Source organism: Pseudarthrobacter sp. 01T43 (genome assembly GCF_056398665.1).
This window is the reverse complement of sequence record NZ_JBFTPV010000002.1, coordinates 24,731-43,598: the sequence shown is the minus strand read 5'-3', so window position 1 is coordinate 43,598 and position 18,868 is coordinate 24,731. Positions and strand designations below refer to the sequence as shown.

General features: G+C 64.7%; 18 protein-coding genes and 3 tRNA genes. 7 read left to right on the top strand and 14 right to left on the bottom strand.

Going from position 1 to position 18,868, the window contains the following annotated elements; translation table 11 throughout:
• Nucleotides 1-253 precede the first annotated feature (253 nt).
• The 6 genes from AC1DIM_RS01835 to AC1DIM_RS01810 form a co-directional block, all read right to left on the bottom strand.
• Nucleotides 254-868: a mycothiol-dependent nitroreductase Rv2466c family protein gene (locus tag AC1DIM_RS01835; RefSeq protein ID WP_477708792.1), complete on the bottom strand. Its 615-nt coding sequence runs from the start codon at nucleotides 866-868 to the stop codon at nucleotides 254-256.
• A gap of 67 nt (nucleotides 869-935) precedes the next feature.
• A complete protein-coding gene (clpX, locus tag AC1DIM_RS01830) occupies nucleotides 936-2,216 on the bottom strand; it encodes an ATP-dependent Clp protease ATP-binding subunit ClpX (protein WP_477708791.1) in 1,281 nt (426 codons plus the stop codon).
• Between the two features lie 179 nt (nucleotides 2,217-2,395).
• Entirely contained in the window at nucleotides 2,396-3,055 is a 660-nt protein-coding gene (locus tag AC1DIM_RS01825; RefSeq protein WP_477708790.1) for an ATP-dependent Clp protease proteolytic subunit, read from the bottom strand.
• 40 nt (nucleotides 3,056-3,095) lie between these two features.
• Nucleotides 3,096-3,716: an ATP-dependent Clp protease proteolytic subunit gene (locus AC1DIM_RS01820; protein WP_477709102.1), complete on the bottom strand. Its 621-nt coding sequence runs from the start codon at nucleotides 3,714-3,716 to the stop codon at nucleotides 3,096-3,098.
• A gap of 250 nt (nucleotides 3,717-3,966) precedes the next feature.
• Nucleotides 3,967-5,355, bottom strand: coding sequence for a trigger factor (gene tig, locus AC1DIM_RS01815; RefSeq protein ID WP_477708789.1), 1,389 nt, complete (start codon nucleotides 5,353-5,355; stop codon nucleotides 3,967-3,969).
• A gap of 85 nt (nucleotides 5,356-5,440) precedes the next feature.
• A tRNA-Pro gene (locus AC1DIM_RS01810) sits at nucleotides 5,441-5,515 on the bottom strand.
• Between the two features lie 144 nt (nucleotides 5,516-5,659).
• Here AC1DIM_RS01810 and AC1DIM_RS01805 point away from each other — a divergent pair.
• A tRNA-Gly gene (locus tag AC1DIM_RS01805) sits at nucleotides 5,660-5,733 on the top strand.
• Nucleotides 5,734-5,818: 85 nt separating this feature from the next.
• On the opposite strand, the gene AC1DIM_RS01800 is transcribed toward AC1DIM_RS01805, so the two are convergent.
• The 3 genes from AC1DIM_RS01800 to AC1DIM_RS01790 are packed head-to-tail and all read right to left on the bottom strand — an operon-like array spanning nucleotide 5,819 to nucleotide 8,268.
• Nucleotides 5,819-6,706, bottom strand: a complete 888-nt coding sequence (locus AC1DIM_RS01800) for an Fpg/Nei family DNA glycosylase (protein WP_477708788.1) — start codon at nucleotides 6,704-6,706, stop codon at nucleotides 5,819-5,821.
• Complete coding sequence (locus tag AC1DIM_RS01795; protein WP_477708787.1) at nucleotides 6,706-7,200, bottom strand: ribose-5-phosphate isomerase; 495 nt, start codon at nucleotides 7,198-7,200, stop codon at nucleotides 6,706-6,708. Before AC1DIM_RS01795 ends, AC1DIM_RS01800 begins: the two co-directional genes overlap by 1 nt.
• A gap of 51 nt (nucleotides 7,201-7,251) precedes the next feature.
• Complete coding sequence (locus tag AC1DIM_RS01790) at nucleotides 7,252-8,268, bottom strand: hypothetical protein (RefSeq protein ID WP_477708786.1); 1,017 nt, start codon at nucleotides 8,266-8,268, stop codon at nucleotides 7,252-7,254.
• Nucleotides 8,269-8,377: 109 nt separating this feature from the next.
• Between AC1DIM_RS01790 and pepN the strand changes: the two genes are divergently transcribed.
• Both pepN and AC1DIM_RS01780 read left to right on the top strand, forming a co-directional pair.
• A complete protein-coding gene (pepN, locus tag AC1DIM_RS01785; RefSeq protein WP_477708785.1) occupies nucleotides 8,378-10,945 on the top strand; it encodes an aminopeptidase N in 2,568 nt (855 codons plus the stop codon).
• 7 nt (nucleotides 10,946-10,952) lie between these two features.
• Nucleotides 10,953-11,426, top strand: coding sequence for an OsmC family protein (locus AC1DIM_RS01780; RefSeq protein WP_477708784.1), 474 nt, complete (start codon nucleotides 10,953-10,955; stop codon nucleotides 11,424-11,426).
• 81 nt (nucleotides 11,427-11,507) lie between these two features.
• Here the strand turns inward: AC1DIM_RS01780 and AC1DIM_RS01775 are convergent, their stop codons facing one another.
• Nucleotides 11,508-12,500, bottom strand: coding sequence for an NAD-dependent epimerase/dehydratase family protein (locus tag AC1DIM_RS01775; RefSeq protein WP_477708783.1), 993 nt, complete (start codon nucleotides 12,498-12,500; stop codon nucleotides 11,508-11,510).
• Nucleotides 12,501-12,617: 117 nt separating this feature from the next.
• Between AC1DIM_RS01775 and AC1DIM_RS01770 the strand changes: the two genes are divergently transcribed.
• Both AC1DIM_RS01770 and AC1DIM_RS01765 read left to right on the top strand, forming a co-directional pair.
• On the top strand, nucleotides 12,618-13,310 hold the full coding sequence (locus AC1DIM_RS01770) for a mechanosensitive ion channel family protein (protein WP_477708782.1): 693 nt from the start codon (nucleotides 12,618-12,620) through the stop codon (nucleotides 13,308-13,310).
• A 4-nt stretch (nucleotides 13,311-13,314) separates the two neighbouring features.
• Nucleotides 13,315-13,764 carry a globin gene (locus tag AC1DIM_RS01765; protein ID WP_477708781.1) on the top strand — a complete coding sequence of 150 codons (450 nt, stop codon included), beginning with the start codon at nucleotides 13,315-13,317 and terminating at the stop codon, nucleotides 13,762-13,764.
• On the opposite strand, the gene AC1DIM_RS01760 is transcribed toward AC1DIM_RS01765, so the two are convergent.
• Nucleotides 13,761-14,417, bottom strand: a complete 657-nt coding sequence (locus AC1DIM_RS01760; protein ID WP_477708780.1) for a DUF8185 domain-containing protein — start codon at nucleotides 14,415-14,417, stop codon at nucleotides 13,761-13,763. The genes AC1DIM_RS01765 and AC1DIM_RS01760 overlap by 4 nt on opposite strands.
• Before the next feature lie 63 nt (nucleotides 14,418-14,480).
• On the opposite strand from AC1DIM_RS01760, the gene AC1DIM_RS01755 reads away from it, so the two are divergent.
• On the top strand, nucleotides 14,481-15,464 hold the full coding sequence (locus AC1DIM_RS01755; RefSeq protein WP_477708779.1) for an acyl-CoA thioesterase: 984 nt from the start codon (nucleotides 14,481-14,483) through the stop codon (nucleotides 15,462-15,464).
• Nucleotides 15,465-15,585: 121 nt separating this feature from the next.
• Here the strand turns inward: AC1DIM_RS01755 and ettA are convergent, their stop codons facing one another.
• From ettA to AC1DIM_RS01740, 3 genes are all read right to left on the bottom strand, one after another.
• Entirely contained in the window at nucleotides 15,586-17,268 is a 1,683-nt protein-coding gene (gene ettA / locus AC1DIM_RS01750) for an energy-dependent translational throttle protein EttA (protein WP_477708778.1), read from the bottom strand.
• A gap of 46 nt (nucleotides 17,269-17,314) precedes the next feature.
• A complete protein-coding gene (locus AC1DIM_RS01745; protein WP_477708777.1) occupies nucleotides 17,315-17,896 on the bottom strand; it encodes a DUF6993 domain-containing protein in 582 nt (193 codons plus the stop codon).
• Between the two features lie 107 nt (nucleotides 17,897-18,003).
• Nucleotides 18,004-18,534 (bottom strand): single-stranded DNA-binding protein, encoded by a 531-nt coding sequence (locus AC1DIM_RS01740; RefSeq protein ID WP_477708776.1) that lies wholly within the window; start codon nucleotides 18,532-18,534, stop codon nucleotides 18,004-18,006.
• Between the two features lie 214 nt (nucleotides 18,535-18,748).
• Between AC1DIM_RS01740 and AC1DIM_RS01735 the strand changes: the two genes are divergently transcribed.
• Nucleotides 18,749-18,824, top strand: a tRNA-Arg gene (locus AC1DIM_RS01735).
• Nucleotides 18,825-18,868 lie beyond the last annotated feature (44 nt).

The window sequence follows — 18,868 nt, the reverse complement described above, 5'->3', positions numbered from 1 at the left end:
TGGTGACGTCTTAATGGTCTGGCGGGATCCTTGGATTTCCAGGTCTTCCTACCTCGTCACTGGTAGCTTATATCTGACTTTGCCGAAGGCTGCGTCGGATATATATCACTGGATCTTTGGTTCCTGCGTCTCACTTCTTTCGAAGTGGGTAAGTTCCATTTTGGTCCCGCGGTTGGGTAAGCGCAAGAGCCCCTGAAGAACTACATGAGAGTAATTCTTCAGGGGCTCTTTGCTGCCCGGTGAGGGGAACCCGTCAGTTGAACTCGGGGTTTTCGCTGCGGCTGCGCTTAATCTCGAAGAAGTGCGGGAAGGACGCCAGCGTCACCGACGCGTCCCACAACTGCCCGGCCTGCTCGCCCCGCGGGATACGGGTCAGCACGGGACCGAAGAACGCGGTGCCGTTGAAGGAAACAACCGGCGTGCCAACGTCCTGGCCCACCAACGAGATACCTTTTTCGTGGCTTGCCCGCAGCTGGGTGTCGAAGGCGTCCGTCGTGGCAGCGTCCGCCAGGCTGGCCGGCAGCCCGCACTCGGCAAGGGCCTTGCTGATCACGATGTCAAAGTCCTTCTCGCCGCCACCATGGATCAGCGTTCCCATGGCGTCATACAGGGGCTTGACCACCTGGTCACCGTGCTGGTCCTTGGCGGCGATAATGACGCGCACCGGTCCCCAGGCCCTATCCATGAGCTCCCGGTAGCCGGCGTCAAGATCGCGCCCCTCGTTCAGGACGGCCAGGCTCATCACGTGCCAGACGGTCTTGATGTCCCGGACCGCCTCAACCTCACCGATCCAGCGCGACGTGATCCAGGCGAAAGGGCACAGCGGATCGAACCAGAAATCGGCGTCGTTGGTGGTGGTTTCAGTCATGGGTGAGTCCTCTGGGTTGGTCATTGCTGTAAATCGTCAGTGCTGTGAATCGTGAGTCCGGGAAGGGTCACGCGGACTTGCGACGCTTGGTGACGTGCGGGATGAGTGTGGGCTCCGCCTTCTTCAGGACAACGTCAGCGGTGATGACAACGCTGGCCACGTCCTCGCGGCTGGGCAGGTCAAACATGACCGGCAGCAACACTTCCTCCATGATGGCACGAAGGCCACGGGCGCCGGTGCCACGTTCCAGGGCCTGCTCGGCGATGGCATTAAGGGCGTCCTCATCGAAGACCAGCTCCACGCCGTCGATCTGGAACATCTTCTGGTACTGCTTGACCAGCGCGTTCTTTGGTGTGGAGAGAATCTGGATGAGGGCGTCCCGGTCCAGGCTCGAGACCGTGGTGATCACCGGCAGGCGGCCAATAAATTCCGGGATCAGGCCAAACTTCAGCAGGTCTTCAGGCATGACCTCGCCGTAGGAGTCCACCTTGTTGCTGGCATCGTTGAGCGGCGCGCCGAAGCCGATGCCCTTGCGCCCGGAGCGTGAGCCGATGATCTCTTCGAGCCCCGCGAAGGCACCTGCCACGATGAATAGCACGTTGGTGGTGTCGATCTGGATAAATTCCTGGTGGGGGTGCTTGCGCCCGCCCTGCGGCGGTACCGAGGCAACGGTTCCCTCCAGGATCTTCAGCAGGGCCTGCTGGACGCCTTCGCCGGAGACATCCCGGGTGATGGAGGGGTTTTCGCTCTTGCGCGAAATCTTGTCGATTTCGTCAATGTAGATGATGCCCTGTTCGGCCTTTTTGACGTCGTAGTCGGCTGCCTGGATGAGCTTGAGGAGGATGTTTTCCACGTCCTCGCCCACGTAGCCGGCCTCGGTCAGGGCCGTGGCATCGGCAACGGCGAACGGAACATTCAGCCGCCGGGCGAGGGTCTGGGCGAGGTAGGTTTTGCCGCAGCCTGTGGGGCCGATCAGCAGGATGTTGGACTTGGCGATTTCGACGTCGTCATGGTGGCCGCCGTCGGCGAGGCTGCCGCTCTTCGGGGCGTGGCCGGCCTGGATCCGCTTGTAGTGGTTGTAGACGGCGACGGCGAGGGAACGCTTGGCGGGTTCCTGGCCTATGACGTATTCCTGCAGGAAGTCGAAGATTTCGCGGGGCTTGGGTAGCTCGAAGCTGCCCAGATCGGCGACTTCCGCGAGCTCTTCCTCAATGATCTCGTTGCAGAGTTCAATGCATTCGTCGCAGATGTAAACACCGGGCCCGGCAATGAGCTTGCGCACCTGCTTCTGGCTCTTTCCGCAGAAAGAACACTTCAGCAGATCCGTGCTCTCGCCAATCCGAGCCATATGTGAACCCCTTTAGAATCTTGCTGCCAGGCAGCTGTGCACCGTTGCTGGAATCGTGGCGGGCCTGGGAGGACCGGCCGTGACACCTTCCACTCTAGGTCACAATTGCCCGCAAGGGTGGAAAGCGAAGGCCGGTGCGGCCCAAAATAGTGGACCGCACCGGCCGCTGAAGAGCCTGCTTACCTGCTGATTGCCTGCGGCTTCATCTTGCGGGAATCAAGCACCTGGTCGATGAGGCCGTAATCCAGGGCCTCGGCGGCGGTCAGGATCTTGTCACGCTCAATGTCGTTGTTGACCTGTTCCGGCGTGCGGCCCGAGTGGTGGGCCAGCGTGTCCTCAAGCCAGGACCGCATCCGCATAACTTCCGCGGCCTGGATCTCAAGGTCCGAGGCCTGTCCACCCTGGCCGCCGGAGAGTGCAGGCTGGTGAATCAGGACACGGGCGTTGGGCAGCGCCAGGCGCTTGCCGGGCGTGCCTGCGGCGAGGATCACGGCGGCGGCGCTGGCGGCCTGGCCGAGGCAGACAGTCTGGATCTCCGGCCGTATGTACGTCATGGTGTCGTAGATCGCGGTCATCGCGGTGAAGGAGCCGCCCGGTGAGTTGATGTAGAGCGTGATGTCCCGGTCCGGGTCGGTGGACTCGAGCACCAGCAGCTGCGCCATGACGTCGTCGGCCGAGGCGTCGTCGATCTGGACACCGAGGAAGATGATGCGGTCCTCGAACAGCTTGGTGTACGGGTCCTGGCGCTTGAAGCCGTAAGGCGTGCGCTCTTCGAACTGGGGAAGTACGTAGCGGCTGGTCGGAAGGTTACCGGCAGTCGATCCGAAGTTGTAGGTCATTTTTGTTGCTCCTGATCTGAATGTTCGAAAGTGCCGGTTACTACTCGGATGCCGTCTCGCCGGAGGTGCCGTTAGCGGTGCCGCCGCCGCCGGACACGGAACCGGCGTGGGCCGCGATCTTGTCGAAGAAGCCGTACTCGAGTGCTTCGGTGGCAGTGAACCACTTGTCGCGGTCGTTGTCCTTGAGGATTGTTTCCACGGACTGGCCGGTCTGGTCCGCCGTCAGTTCAGCCATGACCTTCTTCATGTGCAGGATCAGTTCGGCCTGGATCTTGATGTCCGAGGCGGTGCCGCCGATGCCGCCGGAGGGCTGGTGCATCAGGACGCGGGCGTTGGGCGTGGCGTAGCGCTTGCCCTTGGTGCCCGAGGACAGCAGGAACTGGCCCATGGAGGCTGCGAGGCCGGTGGCGACGGTGACGACGTCGTTGGGGATGAACTGCATGGTGTCGTAGATGGCCATGCCTGCTGTGACCGAACCGCCGGGAGAGTTGATGTAGAGGTAGATGTCCTTTTCCGGGTTCTCCGCGGAAAGGAGCAACAACTGCGAGCAGATGGCGTTGGCGTTGTCATCGCGCACCTCGGAGCCCAGCCAGATGATCCGCTCTTTCAGGAGCCGGTTGTAGATGTAGTTGTCCTGGGCTGCCGGATCGACAGTCGCCATCCGGGGGGTCTCTGCGTGCTGTGACATGTGTACTTACCTCTCGCTGGTGACGGTGACATCACTGAACTTCACTACTTGGACACTAACCGGTTTGATGACCGATTTGTTCGCCGGAATCGCGCTGTTCGCTGACGGCGCACGATCCCCCGGCAGCCGCTGAAGCAATGCCGTCCCAGGCGGCGCCGTTAACGAAAGCAGCCCCCGGACCGGCTGGTCCAGGGGCTGCCCTCAGGCGCACTGCCGGGGCGTGCTAGAACTTCACAGCTGCCGGGTCGTCGCTGGGAGCGGCTTCCGTCTCTGCCTTGGTGTCCTCAGTGGACTCCTCAACGGCGGGAGCTTCTTCTTCGCCGCCGGGGCGGACGAAGTCGCTGAGGTCAACGGACTTGCCGTCGGTGTCGGTGACGGTGGCCTGGCCCAGGACAACAGCCAGGGCCTTCCGGCGGCGGACCTCGGAAACCATCATGGGGACCTGGCCGCTCTGATCGATGATCTGGGCGAACTGGTTCGGGTCCATGCCGTACTGGCTGGCGGTGGAGACGATGTAGTCGATCAGCTCGTTCTGGCTGACGTTGACTTCTTCCTTCTCAGCGATCGCGTCGAGGATGATTTCGTTCTGGAAGGCACGGGCAGTGTTGGCCTTGACCTCTTCGCGGTGTTCCTCGGTGTCATGCTCGCCTTCACCGTGGCCGTTGCCCTCCTTGAAGTGGGCTTCGAGCTGCTCTTCAACCACAGAGTCAGGAACGGGGACCTCAACGAGCTCAACGAGCTTGTCCAGTACCTTGTCGCGGGCCTCTACGCCCTGCTCAACAACCTTGGAGTCCGCAGCCTGCTTGGCCAGGTCTTCACGGAGTTCAGCAAGGGTGTCGAACTCGGAAGCCAGCTGGGCGAAGTCGTCGTCGGCCTCGGGGAGTTCGCGCTCCTTGACGGCCTTCAGGACAACCTTGACCTGAGCGGACTCGCCGGCGTGGTCGCCACCCACCAGGGTGGTGTCGAAGATGGCATCTTCGTCGACGCTGAGGCCGGTCACGGCTTCGTCGAGGCCTTCGAGCATGGTGCCTGCGCCTACCTGGTAGGACAGGCCCGCAGCGGAGTCAACGTCGGCGCCGTCAATGGTGGCGGTGATGTCGATGGTCAGGAAGTCGCCATCGGCAGCCGGACGGTCCACGGACTTGAGCGTGCCGAAGCGGCCACGCAGGTCGTCCATGGCCTTGTCCACATCTTCGTCGGAGGATTCCGCGGCGGCTACCTCGATCTTGATGCCGGCGTAGTCAGGGAGTTCGATCTCGGGGCGGACATCAACCTCGGCGTGGAATTTCAGTTCCCCGTCAGTGGAGGTAGGGTCCGGAACTTCGGTGATCTCAACCTCGGGACGGCTCAGGGGGCGGATGCCGGATTCCTGAACTGCAGCCTGGTACCACCCGTTGAGGCCTTCGTTGATGGCAGTCTCCAGAACGTAGCCGCGGCCGACGCGCTGGTCGATCAGTTTGGAGGGGACCTTGCCCTTACGGAAGCCAGGTACCTGGATCTGCGAAGCAACAGTCTTGTAGGCCTCGTCGATGCTGGGCTTCAATTCCTCAAAGGGGACCTCAACATTGAGCTTGACCCGCGTGGGGGTGAGGTTCTCGACAGCGCTCTTCACGGTCTAAGTACTCCTGGGGTTTTGTGGGATGGGTATCTGCAACGCATTTCTTCCCCGGGCCGCGTAGACGGTCGAGGCCGCAGAGTCGGGGTGACAGGATTTGAACCTGCGACTTCCTGCTCCCAAAGCAGGTGCTCTAGCCAAGCTGAGCTACACCCCGTAAGTGCACAGGCAAGTCTACGGTCATTCCGGCCCTGTTTGCACATTTGACACGTGGGGCATGAATTAGGTTTAGTTGTATCCGGCTTCAACAGCCAGCCCGAAGAACGCAGTAGACCGACCAGCCCGGCGAATCTGCTTTTCCGGGGACGTAGCTTAATGGTAAAGCCTCAGTCTTCCAAACTGATTACGCGGGTTCGATTCCCGTCGTCCCCTCCATACTGGCAGGGCCCCACGACGGGGCCCTGCCTTTTTGTTGCCTGGCCGTTGCATAGCCTGTTGTGACTCCAACTGGAAGCCGATGTTACTGCTGGCAGGCCGGGCACCAATACAGCTTGCGGCCAACCAATTCGGTCATGGCCAGCGGTGCGGCGCAGACCCTGCACGGCTGGCCTTCCCGCTTGTAGACGTAGTGCGCGTCATCCGCCGAGGGCAGCGCGGCGCCTTGCTCCCAATACGCCGCCGGCGTGGTGATGATCCGCCCGTCGCGGACGCCGTCGGCCATCACCGCAGCGATGTCATCCCACAAAAGTCCGGCAGCGCCGGCGGATATGGCGTTGCCGGGCAGCCAAGGGTCCAGCCGCTGGCGGAACAGCACTTCGGCCCGGTAGACGTTCCCGACGCCGGCGATCACCTTCTGGTCCATCAGCAGGGCGGCGATGGGCGTCTTACGGGACAACAGGCCCGTCACGAAGCGTGCCGTGTCGTCCGGCTGGTTCCGCAGCGGGTCGGGGCCGAGCCGGGCCAGGACGGCGCGCGCCTCGGCCTCGGTGATGGCGGCGCAGGTCGTGGCGCCGCGGAGGTCTGCCCAGCCGTGCCGGCTCACCAGCCTGACGCGGACGGCGCCTTTGGGTTCGGGCGGGCCGGCGTACGAAGCCGCCTCAGGGTCCTCAAAAAGCTCGTTCTCACCGATCTTCCGCGGCGCGCCGATGCTGGACGCGCCACGGAACGTGGCATCGCCGCCAAAGTCCCAGGCGCCGTAAAGCCCCAGGTGGACGTGCAGCACCACGGCGTGGTCAAAATGCAGGAAGAGGTGCTTGCCGTGGGCCCGCGAATCCGTCAGGACCTGCCCGTCCAGCAGCGCCGCGCCGGCCGTAAACCGTCCCTGCGGACTGCTGACGCAGAGCGTCTCACCGGCAAAAACGTCCCCGAACTGTTGCGCCAGGCGGCGGACTGAGTGCCCCTCCGGCACTACTCGATGACCTCGCCGGTGGCCTCATAGGCCGCGATCTTGCCGATCCGGCGTACGTGCCGCTCGTCGTTGCTGAAGGGCTCGGCGAGGAACGCTTCGATCAGCTCAGTGGCTTCCTCAACCGTGTGCTGGCGGCCGCCGACAGCCACCACGTTGGCATCGTTGTGTTCCCGCGCCAGCGTCGCGGTGGAGTGGTTCCAGGCGAGTGCTGCGCGGACGCCCTTCACTTTGTTGGCTGCGATCTGTTCGCCGTTGCCCGAGCCGCCCAGGACGATGCCCAGTGCATGTACGCCTGCCTGCTGGTCCGCCACAACGGCGAGCGCTGCGTTGATGCAGAAGGACGGGTAGTCATCCAGCGCGTCGTACTCCTTGGGGCCGTGGTCCACCACGTCGTAGCCCTTTGCAGTGAGGTGGTGGACCAGGTGGGCGCTGAGTTCCATGCCTGCGTGGTCGGTGGCGATGTGTACCCGCGGGAAGGCAGGGGAAGAAGTCACAGCAGTGTCCGTTCGTTTCGGGCGAGGGTCAGATCAACATCGACAAGGATACTAGGATCCGATCTCGCCGGGCCCTGGACCGGGGCCACCACGCTGTGCCCTCGCCGCAACGCGCGTCAGAACCTCAGCAAGCCGGGCGGCCTTAGCCGGGCTGCCGCCGCTGACCGCCACGTTGTGTCCGTCAGTTTTGCGCACGACGACGGCGGGGCCGCTGCTGACCAGCATCGCGGCGGTGCCGCCGTGGTTCCGGTAGCCCCACCCGCCATAGTCGGCTGCGCGTACGTCCGCGGCGCTGGCGGCGGAAATCGCGGCCGCGGGGACGTCCATGACCGGCAGTACACCGGCCACCAGCACGCGCAGGCCCCGCCGGTCAGCCTTGACCCGGGCGAAGAGGAACGCAGCGGCCACCGCGGCAACGGCCGCCACGAGGGCACCAAGCCAGGGCAGCGCCACGGCGATCAGGGCGGCAGGAAAGAGGCTGGCAACAGCGATCATGACAAACACGGAACTCCTGGCGTGCACCCAGAGCCGGTAGGTGTCCCCCGCCAAGTCGGGATCCAACTCACGGGTGAGGGCAAGATTCAACGCCCGGTCATCCTCGGGCGACCACTGGCTGTCAGCTTTGAAAACAAACCCCATGATGACTCCAAGGGACAGCGCCGCGCCGCTTCCCACCGCGAGTACCATCACGTCCACATGGGACTCGCGGGCATCGGCGAGCCCGGTCTGGCCCACCAGGCCCGCCGCCAACACAGCGGTGACGAACAGGCTCAGGAACAGTCCGGCGCCCATCATGATCCGCCGCATCACGGTGGGCCGGGACAGTGGCACCGCCTGGGACAGCACCAGCCAGCCGGCGGCCAGGATCAGCCCCGCGCCGCCCCCCGCGTAGGCGCCGAACGGCGCAAAGTACGCGCCGCCGTCGGACGTCCAGCCGATGGCAACCGGGTTCGGAAGATCGGCACGCAGCAAAAAGGCGCTCAACACAAAAGCACCGGCAAGGACCACCGGAAAGCCCACCGCGAAGCGAAGCGCCCTGGCATCCACCGAATCCCGGAACTTTCCCATGCTCTAACGCTACTACCGCCGGCGGCCGTGACAGAATGACTTCACTTGTGCCGGAGCAGGCCACCGCCCGCCGGCAACCGAATCCATCTGGAGGCCAAACTTGCCAGGTATGAACCTGACTCGCGCCGAAGCCCGCGAGCGTGCCGCACTCATCAACGTTGACTCTTACGGCGTCACCCTGGACCTCACCAAGGGCGGGCAGGTCTTCGGGACCACCACCACGGTGAAGTTCACGGCCGTGCCCGGCTCCTCCAGCTTCATCGACGCCGTCACCCACGCTGTGCACAGCATCACGCTCAACGGGCGGGCGCTGGACCCGGCCACAGCCTCCGACGGCATCCGCATCCAACTGCCGGACCTCGCCGACACCAACGAGCTCACCGTGGTGGCGGACGCGCCCTACATGAACACCGGTGARGGCCTGCACCGWTTYGTKGACCCGGTGGACAACGAGGYSTACCTGTACACSCARTTCGARGTGCCGGATTCGCGMCGCATGTTCGCKGTSTTCGARCAGCCGGACCTCAAGGGCACCTTCGCCTTCACGGTCACGGCGCCGTCACACTGGGACGTCATCTCCAATTCCCCCACCCCCGTGCCGGTGCAAACGACTCCGGGCGGCGACGGCGGGGCACGCTCCGTCTGGACGTTCGCCCCCACGCCGCGGCTGTCCTCGTATGTCACTGCACTCATCGCCGGCCCGTACCAGTCGGTCCGCAGCGAAGTGGCCAGCTCCGACGGCCGGGTGGTCCCTCTGGGCGTCTTCGCCCGGAAGTCGCTGATGCAGTACCTGGACGCGGACAACATCTTTGAACTGACGCGGCAGGGCTTCGAATTCTTTGAGGCCCAGTTCGGCGTCGCGTATCCGTTCGAAAAGTACGACCAGCTGTTTGTGCCCGAGTTCAACGCCGGCGCAATGGAGAACGCCGGCGCCGTGACCATCCTCGAAGGCTACGTGTTCCGCAGCAAGGTCACCGGCGCGCAGATCGAACGCCGGGCCATCACGGTGCTGCACGAGCTCGCCCATATGTGGTTCGGCGACCTCGTCACCATGCGCTGGTGGAACGACCTCTGGCTCAACGAGTCCTTCGCCGAATACATGTCGCACCTCGCCGCGGTGGAAAACACGTCCTTCACCAGTGCCTGGACCACGTTCGCCTCGGTGGAGAAATCGTGGGCCTACCGCCAGGACCAGCTCCCCACCACGCACCCGATCTTCGCCGAAATCAACGATTTGCAGGACGTGGAGGTCAACTTCGACGGCATCACGTACGCCAAGGGCGCCTCCGTGCTCCGCCAGCTCGTGGCCTGGGTGGGGCCGGAGCAGTTCATGGCCGGCGTCCGCGAATACTTCGCCAAGCACGCCTGGCAGAACACCGAGCTCAGCGATCTCATGGCGGAACTGGAAAAGGCCAGCGGCCGCGACCTTGACCAGTGGGGCCGGCTCTGGCTGGAGACGGCCGGCGTCAACACGCTCAAGCCGGAGCTCGAAACGGACGCCGACGGCAACCTCACCGCCTTCACCATCGTCCAGTCCGCGGTCGCGGATTGGCCCACCATCCGTCCGCACCGCCTGGCCGTCGGGTTCTACAACCTGGACAGCGCCGGCAAGCTGGAACGCGTGCACCGGGAGGAGCTCGACGTCGACGGAGAGCGCACCGAGGTGCCCGCGCTGATTGGGCTCGCGCAGCCGGACCTGATCCTGGTCAACGACGACGACCTCGCCTACGCCAAGGTCAGGCTCGACGAGAAGTCGTTGGCCACGGCCACGGCCCACCTGAAGGATTTCAGCGGCAGCCTTCCCCGCACCCTGGTCTGGAACTCCGCGTGGGATGCTGCGCGCGACGGTGAGACCCCTGCACGCCGGTACGTGGAACTGGTCCTGGCCAACGTGGCTGCGGAGTCAGATTCTTCCGTGATCATGGTCCAGCTGCGCCAGTTGGCCACAACGTTGAACTTCTATGTTGCCGAGGAGCACCGCGCGGCCACCACCGTTGCGGCCGCAGACACTCTATGGGACCTCGCCAGCGCAGCAGCCGGCCGCTCGGACGCCCAATTGCAGTTTGTGAAGTCGTTTGCCCTGCTGGCTTCCAGCGGTGCGCAACTGGACACGGTGGCAGGCCTTTTGGACGGCTCCGTAGTCCTGGACGGGCTGGCCGTGGACCAGGACCTGCGCTGGGAACTGCTTGCGTCTCTGGTGGCGGGTGGCCGCCTGGGCCAGGAGGAGATCGACGCCGAACTGGAGCGCGACAACACGGCCAGCGGGCAGAACGCTGCCGCACTGGCCACGGCTGCGATCCCCACCCCGGCGGCCAAGGCTGCTGCCTGGGAGTCGATCGTGGTCAAGGGCGAGCTCTCCAATGCGCTGCAGGGTTCGGCAGTCACCGGCTTTATGCGCGTCCTGGACCGGACGCTCCTTGAGCCTTACGCGGAAAAGTACTTCGACGCCGTTCCCGGGATCGTGGCGAACCGCACCCACGCGCTGGCCCAGCAGATCGTCGTCGGGCTTTACCCGGCGCTGCTGACAACACAGGCCACTGTGGACCGCACGGACGCGTTCCTGGCCGGGCTCCCCTCGGACAGTTCCGCGCTGCGCCGGATGATGCTGGAAAACCGCGACGGCGTGGCCCGCGCGCTGCTGGCACGCGCCGCTGACGTCCTTGCTGACGGGTCCTAGGCCCGGGATGGGACTCGGTGAGCACCACTATTCGCTGACGGTGCGGTGGACCGGCAATGTGGGTGACGGGACATCTTCCTACCGCGGCTACTCACGGGACCACGACATCGTGATCCCCGGGTTGCCGGTCCTCAAGGGGTCAGCGGACCCCACGTTCCACGGCGACCGTGAGCGGTACAACCCGGAGCAGCTGCTGCTGGCGGCGCTGGCACAGTGCCACATGCTGACCTTCCTGCACGTGGCGGTCCGGCACGGAGTGGTGGTCACCGATTACCAGGACGGCGCCACCGGCGTGATGCGCCTGAACCGGGACGGCAGCGGACAGTTCGAGTCCGTGACGCTGAACCCACAGGTCACGGTGGCTGATCCCGCCCATGTGGCTCTCGCAGAGCAAATGCACCGGGAAGCGAACCAGGTCTGCTTCATCGCCCGGAGCGTGAACTTCCCGGTACTGCATTCCCCCGTGACGGTGGCCGGGTAGGCAGCCCAACTAGGTAGCAGCAGATGTCGTTATGCGTGCCCATAAGGACATGTGCTGCTACCTACATGGCGGGGGCGGGGCTCAAAAGCTTCGGAGGAGTTCCTCAGCGAGCCGGGCTTCCGTGGCCGGCGCGAGCCCCGCCTTGCGGGGACGCTCCAGGCCTTGGCGGCGTTCGTCCGCGAGCGTGTCCGCTAGCGTTTCCTGCCAAGGCCGCGTGATCAGGCCGGCGGTCCTGGCAGCCCGGCTGCTGCGTGTGCAGAACCCGTCGTGGCCGGGCGGCAGCCACAGCGGGAGGGAATCCGGCCCGGACCAGTAGTCGATGCCGTGCTCCACGAGCCAGTCCTCCGAAGCGCTGAGGACCTCGCCCGCGAACCCGGCGGCGGTCCGCGACTCCTCAAGGTAGTCGCCGAACGGCACCCGGTCCCCCACCGCGTTCAACGGGCCGGTCACGCCCTGCTCCGCCGCGGTGAGAATCCAACGCGCCAGGTCGCGCACGTCGATGACCTGGGTGGCATGGCCGGCGATGTCAGGGACGACGGCGGGCCGGTTGTCCCGCGCAAACCTCGCCGGCCAGTAACCATAGCGGTCAGACCTGTCCCCGGGACCACCGATCAGGCCGGCCCGGCAGAGATGGGCCTTGCCTCCGGTGGCCCTGAGGGTTTCCCGTTCAATGGCTGCTTTGGACTCCCCGTAGGTTTCAAGCGTGGATTCGGTTCCGGGTGGCAGGGGCGGCAGGAGCGCGGCGTCCTCGGCGGCGTCAGGGGTCGAATGGTCGGCGTAGACCGAGCAGCTGGACACAAACGTCCAATGGCCTGTCCCGTTAGCCAGGGCTGCCAGCGCTTCCGTGGCCGGCACAGGATCACGGGCCACCTCGATGACGGCATCCCAGTGCCCACGTAGCTCCGTGTAGCAGTCCGCGCTGCGTGAACGGTCTGCCTGCACCCACTGGACGCCCGCCGGCGGATCCGCCGCGGAACCACGGGCCACGCACGTGACCTGATGCCCTGCAGCCACTGCCTGCCGGGCGACTTCTGAGGAGAGAAAGTCTGTTCCGCCGAGGACGAGGATGCGCATGGGTCCACGGTACGGCGCTAATGTTGAAGGCGAACAGAGCCATACGCGCCGGGCGAACCCGCGCAGGCCTACGTCATCCCCGGCCGCCGCCGGAGACCCCAAGGAGTTACACCCCTTATGTTCAGCATGCTGTCGATCCTTCCGTCCGCCGCCAGCGCGCCCAACGGCATCAGCATCACAGGAATCGTGATCAGCCTCGGAGTGGGCGTTGCTGTCTGGCTAGTGGCGACGTTCATCATTTCCCGGATCAGCAAGCGGGTGGCCTCAGGAAGCAACTTTTTTAAGAAAGCACACTTCAAGTGGGTCGCACCGGCTATCAGGGCTTTGGACCATGAGCGGCGCGTGCAGCGGGCAGAGACCATCGGGTCGCTGCTCAACAGCATCGTGGGTGTGCTCGTGGCGGTCATCACCAGCATGTATGTGCTGCAGAACCTGGACATCAACATCGCCCCGCTGCTGACCAGCGTGGGCATCCTGGGCGTCGCTATCGGTTTCGGCGCCCAGCAGCTGATCCGCGACTTCCTGGCAGGTATTTTTATCACCATCGAGGACCAGTACGGGATCGGCGACGTCATCGAAACCAGCGAGGTGGTTGGTGTGGTCGAGTCCATGGGGCTGCGCATCACCCGGGTGCGTTCCGAGGACGGCGCTATTTGGTACCTGCGGAATGGGGAAATCCTGCGCGTTGGCAACCGTTCGCAGGGAACCTACGTACCTGTTGAGGTTCCGGCTGCCGGGACCGAGGTCGCTTTGCACGAACCGCCCACGAACACAGAGACTAAGAAGACCGACCAGAAGGCTGGAGAATAGTGCCATGACCATACCCGTCGAACCGCAGCGGCCACAGCTCATGCAGAACGATCCCTTCAGCCAGCCCGGCTACACCGACAATTTCTATGACGCCGTGGGCGGCCATGAGACCTTTGTCCGGCTGATAGATGTGTTCTACGACGGCGTGGCCACGGACCCGCTGCTGCGCCCGATGTACCCGGAAGAGGACCTTGGGCCGGCCAAACGACGCTTCCGGATGTTCCTGGAACAGTACTGGGGAGGGCCCACCACATACGGCGACGAACGCGGCCACCCTCGCCTGCGTATGCGGCATATGCCGTTCCGGGTCACCCCGGAGGCTAAGGAACGTTGGCTGTTCCACATGCGGACTGCGGTGGACTCACTGCAGTTGGCACCCCTGTACGAGGGAACGCTCTGGGACTACATGGAACGTGCCGCCCTGTCCATGGTGAACAGTCCTTCGGAAGCCTAGAGGCCACTGCCTGTCCGTACCAGGACGTGCCCGCGTGGACCGCTCAGGCGGAACCACCGGCCTGCCCGGTAAAGCACCTGTTCCCCGTCGGCGAGGAACCCCAGTGTGAGGGCCGCGAAGGCTGCTCCTGCCGGGAGGCCGGAGTCGTCCAGGGCACGGCCCCATACCGCGGCACGCGCGTTGTTAACGATCAGGGCCCCGGGCTGAGCCGGAACAATTCCCGCGACCTCGGTGATGCCCGCTTCAGCGGCGCGGCGGAGTTCGGCATCCTGCAGCGGGCCGACGCGCTCCCAACCCGACCGCGGCGCGCCGACTCCCGTCCACGATTCGGTGACGGTCGACGGCGGAACCGGCAGCTCGACGTCGCCCTCCCCTGCCCGGGCCAGACGGTCAAGGACAGCTGACAACGCAACGGTGGAGTCAACCGTGGAAGGCTCCGCCAGCCCGATCGTCCGCAGGCCCAGGATGGTTGGCGTGCCTTCGCCCAGCAGCCGCGGCCGCAGGACACACACGTACGCCGCTAAAACGGAACCGGAGGCCTGGAGGCGGATGGCGCCGTCGTCGATTGTTTTGGCGCGGGTGGCGAAGGTGCGGAGATCGGCGAGATCACGCGGATCGGCGAACCGCAAGGACTGGGTGAGTAGGTCAGACACACCATGAACATTACCGGCTGCGTCCTGGTTGAGCGGTGCCGGGGCTGCGTCTAGAGTCGAACCATGACTGAAGCCGAAACCGGACTGCTGGCGCCGCCCAGCGGCGATCCCACGTCCATGCTCATCCAGCTCCTTGACCTGGGTGAGCTGGAAGGGGCCAGGACGGATGAAGACATCTTCCTGGGCCCGTCGTCGCAACCGCAGCCCCGTCAGCGGGTGTTCGGCGGCCAGGTGCTGGCGCAGTCACTGATTGCCTCCATGCGTACGGTGGATCCGGACCGCTTTGTCCACTCCATGCATGGCTACTTCCTGCGGCCCGGCGACGCCAACAAGCCCATCACGTTCGGGGTCCAGCGGTTGCGGGACGGCCGGTCCTTTTCGGCCCGTCGTGTCCACGCGTACCAGGAGGGCGTCCCCATTCTGTCGATGATCGCCTCGTTCCAGGATCTGGATGAAGGCCTGGACCACGAGTCGCAAATGCCTGCCGGCATCCCTGATCCGGAGTCGCTCCCCAGCACAGCCGAGCTGCTGGGCAAATTCGACCATCCCGTCGCGCAGCACTGGGCCTACGAGCGGCCCTTCGATATCCGGCACGTGGACCCGCCCATCTACGTTTCCGCCAAGGGGAAGCAGGAAGCCCGGAACGCCGTCTGGATGAAGACCTTCGGCCCCATGCCCGACGATGCGAACCTGCACCGGGCTGCGCTGGCGTACGCGAGCGACTACACTCTGCTCGAATCCATCCTGCGCCGTCACGGCCTCAGCTGGATCACCCCCGGCATGAGCGTCGCCAGCCTGGACCACGCGATGTGGTGGCACCGGCCCGCCCGCGTGGACGAGTGGCTGCTTTACGTCCAGGAATCCCCCAGCGCCCAGGGCGCGCGGGGTCTCGCCACGGGAAAGATCTTCAACCAGGCCGGACAGCACGTCGCCTCCGTGGCACAGGAGGGCATGATCCGCGTGCCCACCGACCTGAAGGACAAGGTGGTGGGTGCAGTGCAGTCCAAACTCCTGCAGCACCAGATCCGCAAGGCCGTTCGGGACTGACCTCCCTCTGGCAGCAGAAAGGCCGGCACCCGACTGAACTGGTCAGCCAGGGCGCCGGCCTTTTCCGGGCCTGCTTCCGTGTCGCTGCTGATACGTGTAGACCGGATCAGCAGCGGGTGGATCAGTCGCGCGTGAGGCGGCGGTGCGTGACACGGTGCGGCTTGGCCGCATCAGGACCGAGTCGCTCGACCTTGTTCTCCTCGTAGGACTCGAAGTTGCCCTCGAACCAGTACCACTTGGAGGGGTTTTCCTCGTCGCCTTCGTAGGCCAGGATGTGCGTGGCCACCCGGTCCAGGAACCAACGGTCGTGCGAAACCACCACGGCACAGCCGGGGAATTCCAGCAGCGCGTTCTCGAGGCTGCTCAGCGTTTCGACGTCGAGGTCGTTGGTGGGTTCGTCAAGGAGCAGCAGGTTTCCGCCCTGCTTGAGGGTCAGCGCCAGGTTGAGGCGGTTTCGCTCACCACCGGACAGCACGCCGGCCTTCTTCTGCTGGTCAGGTCCCTTGAAGCCGAAAGCGGCAACGTAAGCACGGGACGGCATTTCAACCTGGCCAACCTGGATGTAGTCCAGGCCATCGGAAACGACTTCCCAGAGCGTCTTGTTCGGGTCGATACCGCCGCGGCTCTGGTCAGCGTAGGAGATCTTGACCGAATCACCGATCTTCAGTTCGCCGCCGTCGAGCGGCTCCAGGCCCACGATGGTCTTGAACAGCGTTGATTTACCGACGCCGTTGGGACCGATGACCCCGACGATGCCGTTGCGCGGCAGGGTGAAGGACAGTCCGTCGATCAGGGTGCGGTCGTCGAAGCCCTTCTGGAGGTTCTTGGCCTCCAGGACCAGCCCGCCAAGGCGCGGGCCCGGTGGAATCTGGATCTCTTCGAAGTCGAGCTTGCGGGTGCGGTCCGCTTCGGCAGCCATCTCCTCGTAGCGGGCTAGGCGGGCCTTGGACTTGGTCTGGCGGCCCTTGGCGTTGGAGCGCACCCATTCGAGTTCCTCGGTCAGGCGCTTGGCCTGCTTGGCGTCCTTCTTGCCCTGGACTTCCAGGCGCGCACGCTTCTTCTCCAGGTACGTGGAGTAGTTGCCCTCGTAGGGGTACAGGTGGCCGCGGTCAACCTCGGCGATCCATTCTGCTACGTGGTCAAGGAAGTACCGGTCGTGGGTGACGGCCAGGACTGCGCCGGCGTAGTTGGAGAGATGCTGTTCCAGCCACAGCACGCTCTCGGCGTCCAGGTGGTTAGTGGGCTCGTCCAGAAGCAGGAGGTCCGGCTTCTGCAGCAGGAGCTTGCAGAGCGCCACGCGGCGACGCTCGCCGCCGGAGAGCAGGGTTACATCAGCGTCCGCGGGCGGGCAGCGGAGCGCGTCCATGGCCTGCTCAAGCTGGGAGTCGAGGTCCCAGGCGTCCGCCGCGTCAATGGCTTCCTGCAGCTGGCCCATTTCTTCGAGCAGCACGTCATAGTCAGCGTCGGGGCTGGCCATTTCCTCGGAGATCTCGTTGAAACGCTGGATCTTGCCGTAGATCTCGCCAACACCCTCCTGGACGTTGCCCAGGACAGTCTTTTCCTCGTTCAGCGGCGGCTCCTGCAACAGGATGCCCACCGTGTATCCGGGGCTCAGCCGAGCCTCACCGTTGGAGGGAGTGTCCAGGCCGGCCATGATCTTCAGGATGGTGGACTTACCGGCACCATTCGGGCCAACAACACCAATTTTGGCGCCGGGGAAGAAGGACATGCTTACGTCGTCAAGAATGAGTTTTTCGCCAACGGCCTTGCGGGCTTGGGTCATTGTGTAGATAAATTCCGCCATGGTTCCAAATCTAGTGGGTTGGCGGGCATAACTCACATTCGGCGCCTTAGGCAGCTGCCCCGACGAAGCACTTCCCGCTGGCCAGGACCGGCAGGACACTGACCGTTACGCTGCCGTCGCGGATGTGGCCGAGCACGCAGTCCGTGCCCTGCAGCACAGCGGCCTCGATGGCATCGGCTTCCAGCCCGGTGGGCGTGCGGCTCGCCGATACTTCAAGGACCGCCGGGGCAACACCGGCACCGGTGAGGGCCTCCGTCACCTGAGCCGTTGCCGGTCTGGGGGTTCCCGCCGCAAGCCGGCTCAGCGCCGCCGTCACCGTCTGTTTCATCGCGCCGGTGGCGGGGTTCTCCGCCGTGGCGGCCCCGGACAACCCAGCCGTGCCGGATTTCGGGGTGCCTGGCTCAGTTGCCGCAGCAGTGCCAGAGACTGTGGGTGCCGCGTCCGACGGGCCGGCAGCCGGCGGTGTGACGGCGGGTGACCCGACCGTGCATCCAGTCAGCACAAGGGCGGTCAGCCCGCCGACTGTCAGCAACGCCAAGGCCCTGCCCAGAACTGTTGTGCGCTGCCGGGTCGGCGCCGGCCGGCTGGTGACGGGGGTTGCCTGCCGGTTTTCGGTCGCGCGCTTCATGCCGCCATTCTGCCACGGGGCCAAGCCTGCAATGGAACCGCCGGGGTGCCGGCGGATCGCCGGCACCCCGCTGGTGCGCGTCCCGCTCGGTGACTTCCGTCTCCATCTCAGACGGCGGAATCGACGAGTTCGCCGGTTTCAGCGTCAACCGGGACGTAGGTGCCGTCGGCGTCCTCGAGGAACACCGCCGCCGCATCGCCGTCAACGGACTCCCCTTCGTCCGGCTCCCGGTCCTCGTCAGGATCGGCAGGGCCTCCCTCAGCTGCATGCTGCGGTCCATTGTTCACCGTGCGGATGTAGTTGGCCGAGCCCCACATGAGATCGTGCCCCACAGACTCTGCATCGATTTCGTGCGCGAAGTGGATGCGGCCGTCTTTCTCCCACGTGCGCAGCTTGAGCCGGCCCACCACAATCACGCGCTGACCCTTCTTGATGCTGCAGCCCATGTTCCCGGCCAGCTGGCGGTAGCCCTGGACGGTGAACCAGTTGGTGTGTGTGTCCACCCAGGTGCTCGTATTGCGGTCGAAACGCCGGGCCGTTGACCCGAGGCGGAACGAGGCAGTTCCCACTCCGGTGGTGGTAGTGGAGGTCTTGATGTCGGTGGCGACGAAGCCCCGGAACGTCATGTAATCGCTCATTGTCTTGTCCTGTCTCGGAAGGTGGTGCCTTAGCGGCAGAACCAGCTTCGCGCGGACAGCACCAGACCGCGAGGGACATAGTTCCGTATGTGGACAACCCACCCTGAACTGCCGTGTTGAGGACAAGTGCCAACAGGGGCGCGGCTTTGACGCAGCGACACGCGGGGCAATGTAAACTTCTTCATGCGCCGGATTCCTGGTCGTGGCGCCACGTGCCCCAGTAGCTCAGGGGATAGAGCAGCGGCCTTCTAATCCGCCGGTCGGGGGTTCGATTCCCTCCTGGGGCACCATGTGGTGAGTCGGAACATCCTTCACGGATGAGTCGAATCAGACA

Coding starts and splice junctions, on each gene's coding strand:
- AC1DIM_RS01790 (WP_477708786.1), bottom strand. CDS start 8,268: ATGGGAAAGTTCCGGGATTCGGTGGATGCCAGGGCGCTTCGCTTCGCG.
- AC1DIM_RS01820 (WP_477709102.1), bottom strand. CDS start 3,716: ATGGCGACTGTCGATCCGGCAGCCCAGGACAACTACATCTACAACCGG.
- AC1DIM_RS01745 (WP_477708777.1), bottom strand. CDS start 17,896: ATGAAGCGCGCGACCGAAAACCGGCAGGCAACCCCCGTCACCAGCCGG.
- AC1DIM_RS01740 (WP_477708776.1), bottom strand. CDS start 18,534: ATGAGCGATTACATGACGTTCCGGGGCTTCGTCGCCACCGACATCAAG.
- clpX (WP_477708791.1), bottom strand. CDS start 2,216: ATGGCTCGGATTGGCGAGAGCACGGATCTGCTGAAGTGTTCTTTCTGC.
- AC1DIM_RS01755 (WP_477708779.1), top strand. CDS start 14,481: ATGACTGAAGCCGAAACCGGACTGCTGGCGCCGCCCAGCGGCGATCCC.
- AC1DIM_RS01770 (WP_477708782.1), top strand. CDS start 12,618: ATGTTCAGCATGCTGTCGATCCTTCCGTCCGCCGCCAGCGCGCCCAAC.
- AC1DIM_RS01835 (WP_477708792.1), bottom strand. CDS start 868: ATGACTGAAACCACCACCAACGACGCCGATTTCTGGTTCGATCCGCTG.
- AC1DIM_RS01780 (WP_477708784.1), top strand. CDS start 10,953: ATGGGACTCGGTGAGCACCACTATTCGCTGACGGTGCGGTGGACCGGC.
- AC1DIM_RS01775 (WP_477708783.1), bottom strand. CDS start 12,500: ATGCGCATCCTCGTCCTCGGCGGAACAGACTTTCTCTCCTCAGAAGTC.
- ettA (WP_477708778.1), bottom strand. CDS start 17,268: ATGGCGGAATTTATCTACACAATGACCCAAGCCCGCAAGGCCGTTGGC.
- AC1DIM_RS01765 (WP_477708781.1), top strand. CDS start 13,315: ATGACCATACCCGTCGAACCGCAGCGGCCACAGCTCATGCAGAACGAT.
- AC1DIM_RS01825 (WP_477708790.1), bottom strand. CDS start 3,055: ATGACCTACAACTTCGGATCGACTGCCGGTAACCTTCCGACCAGCCGC.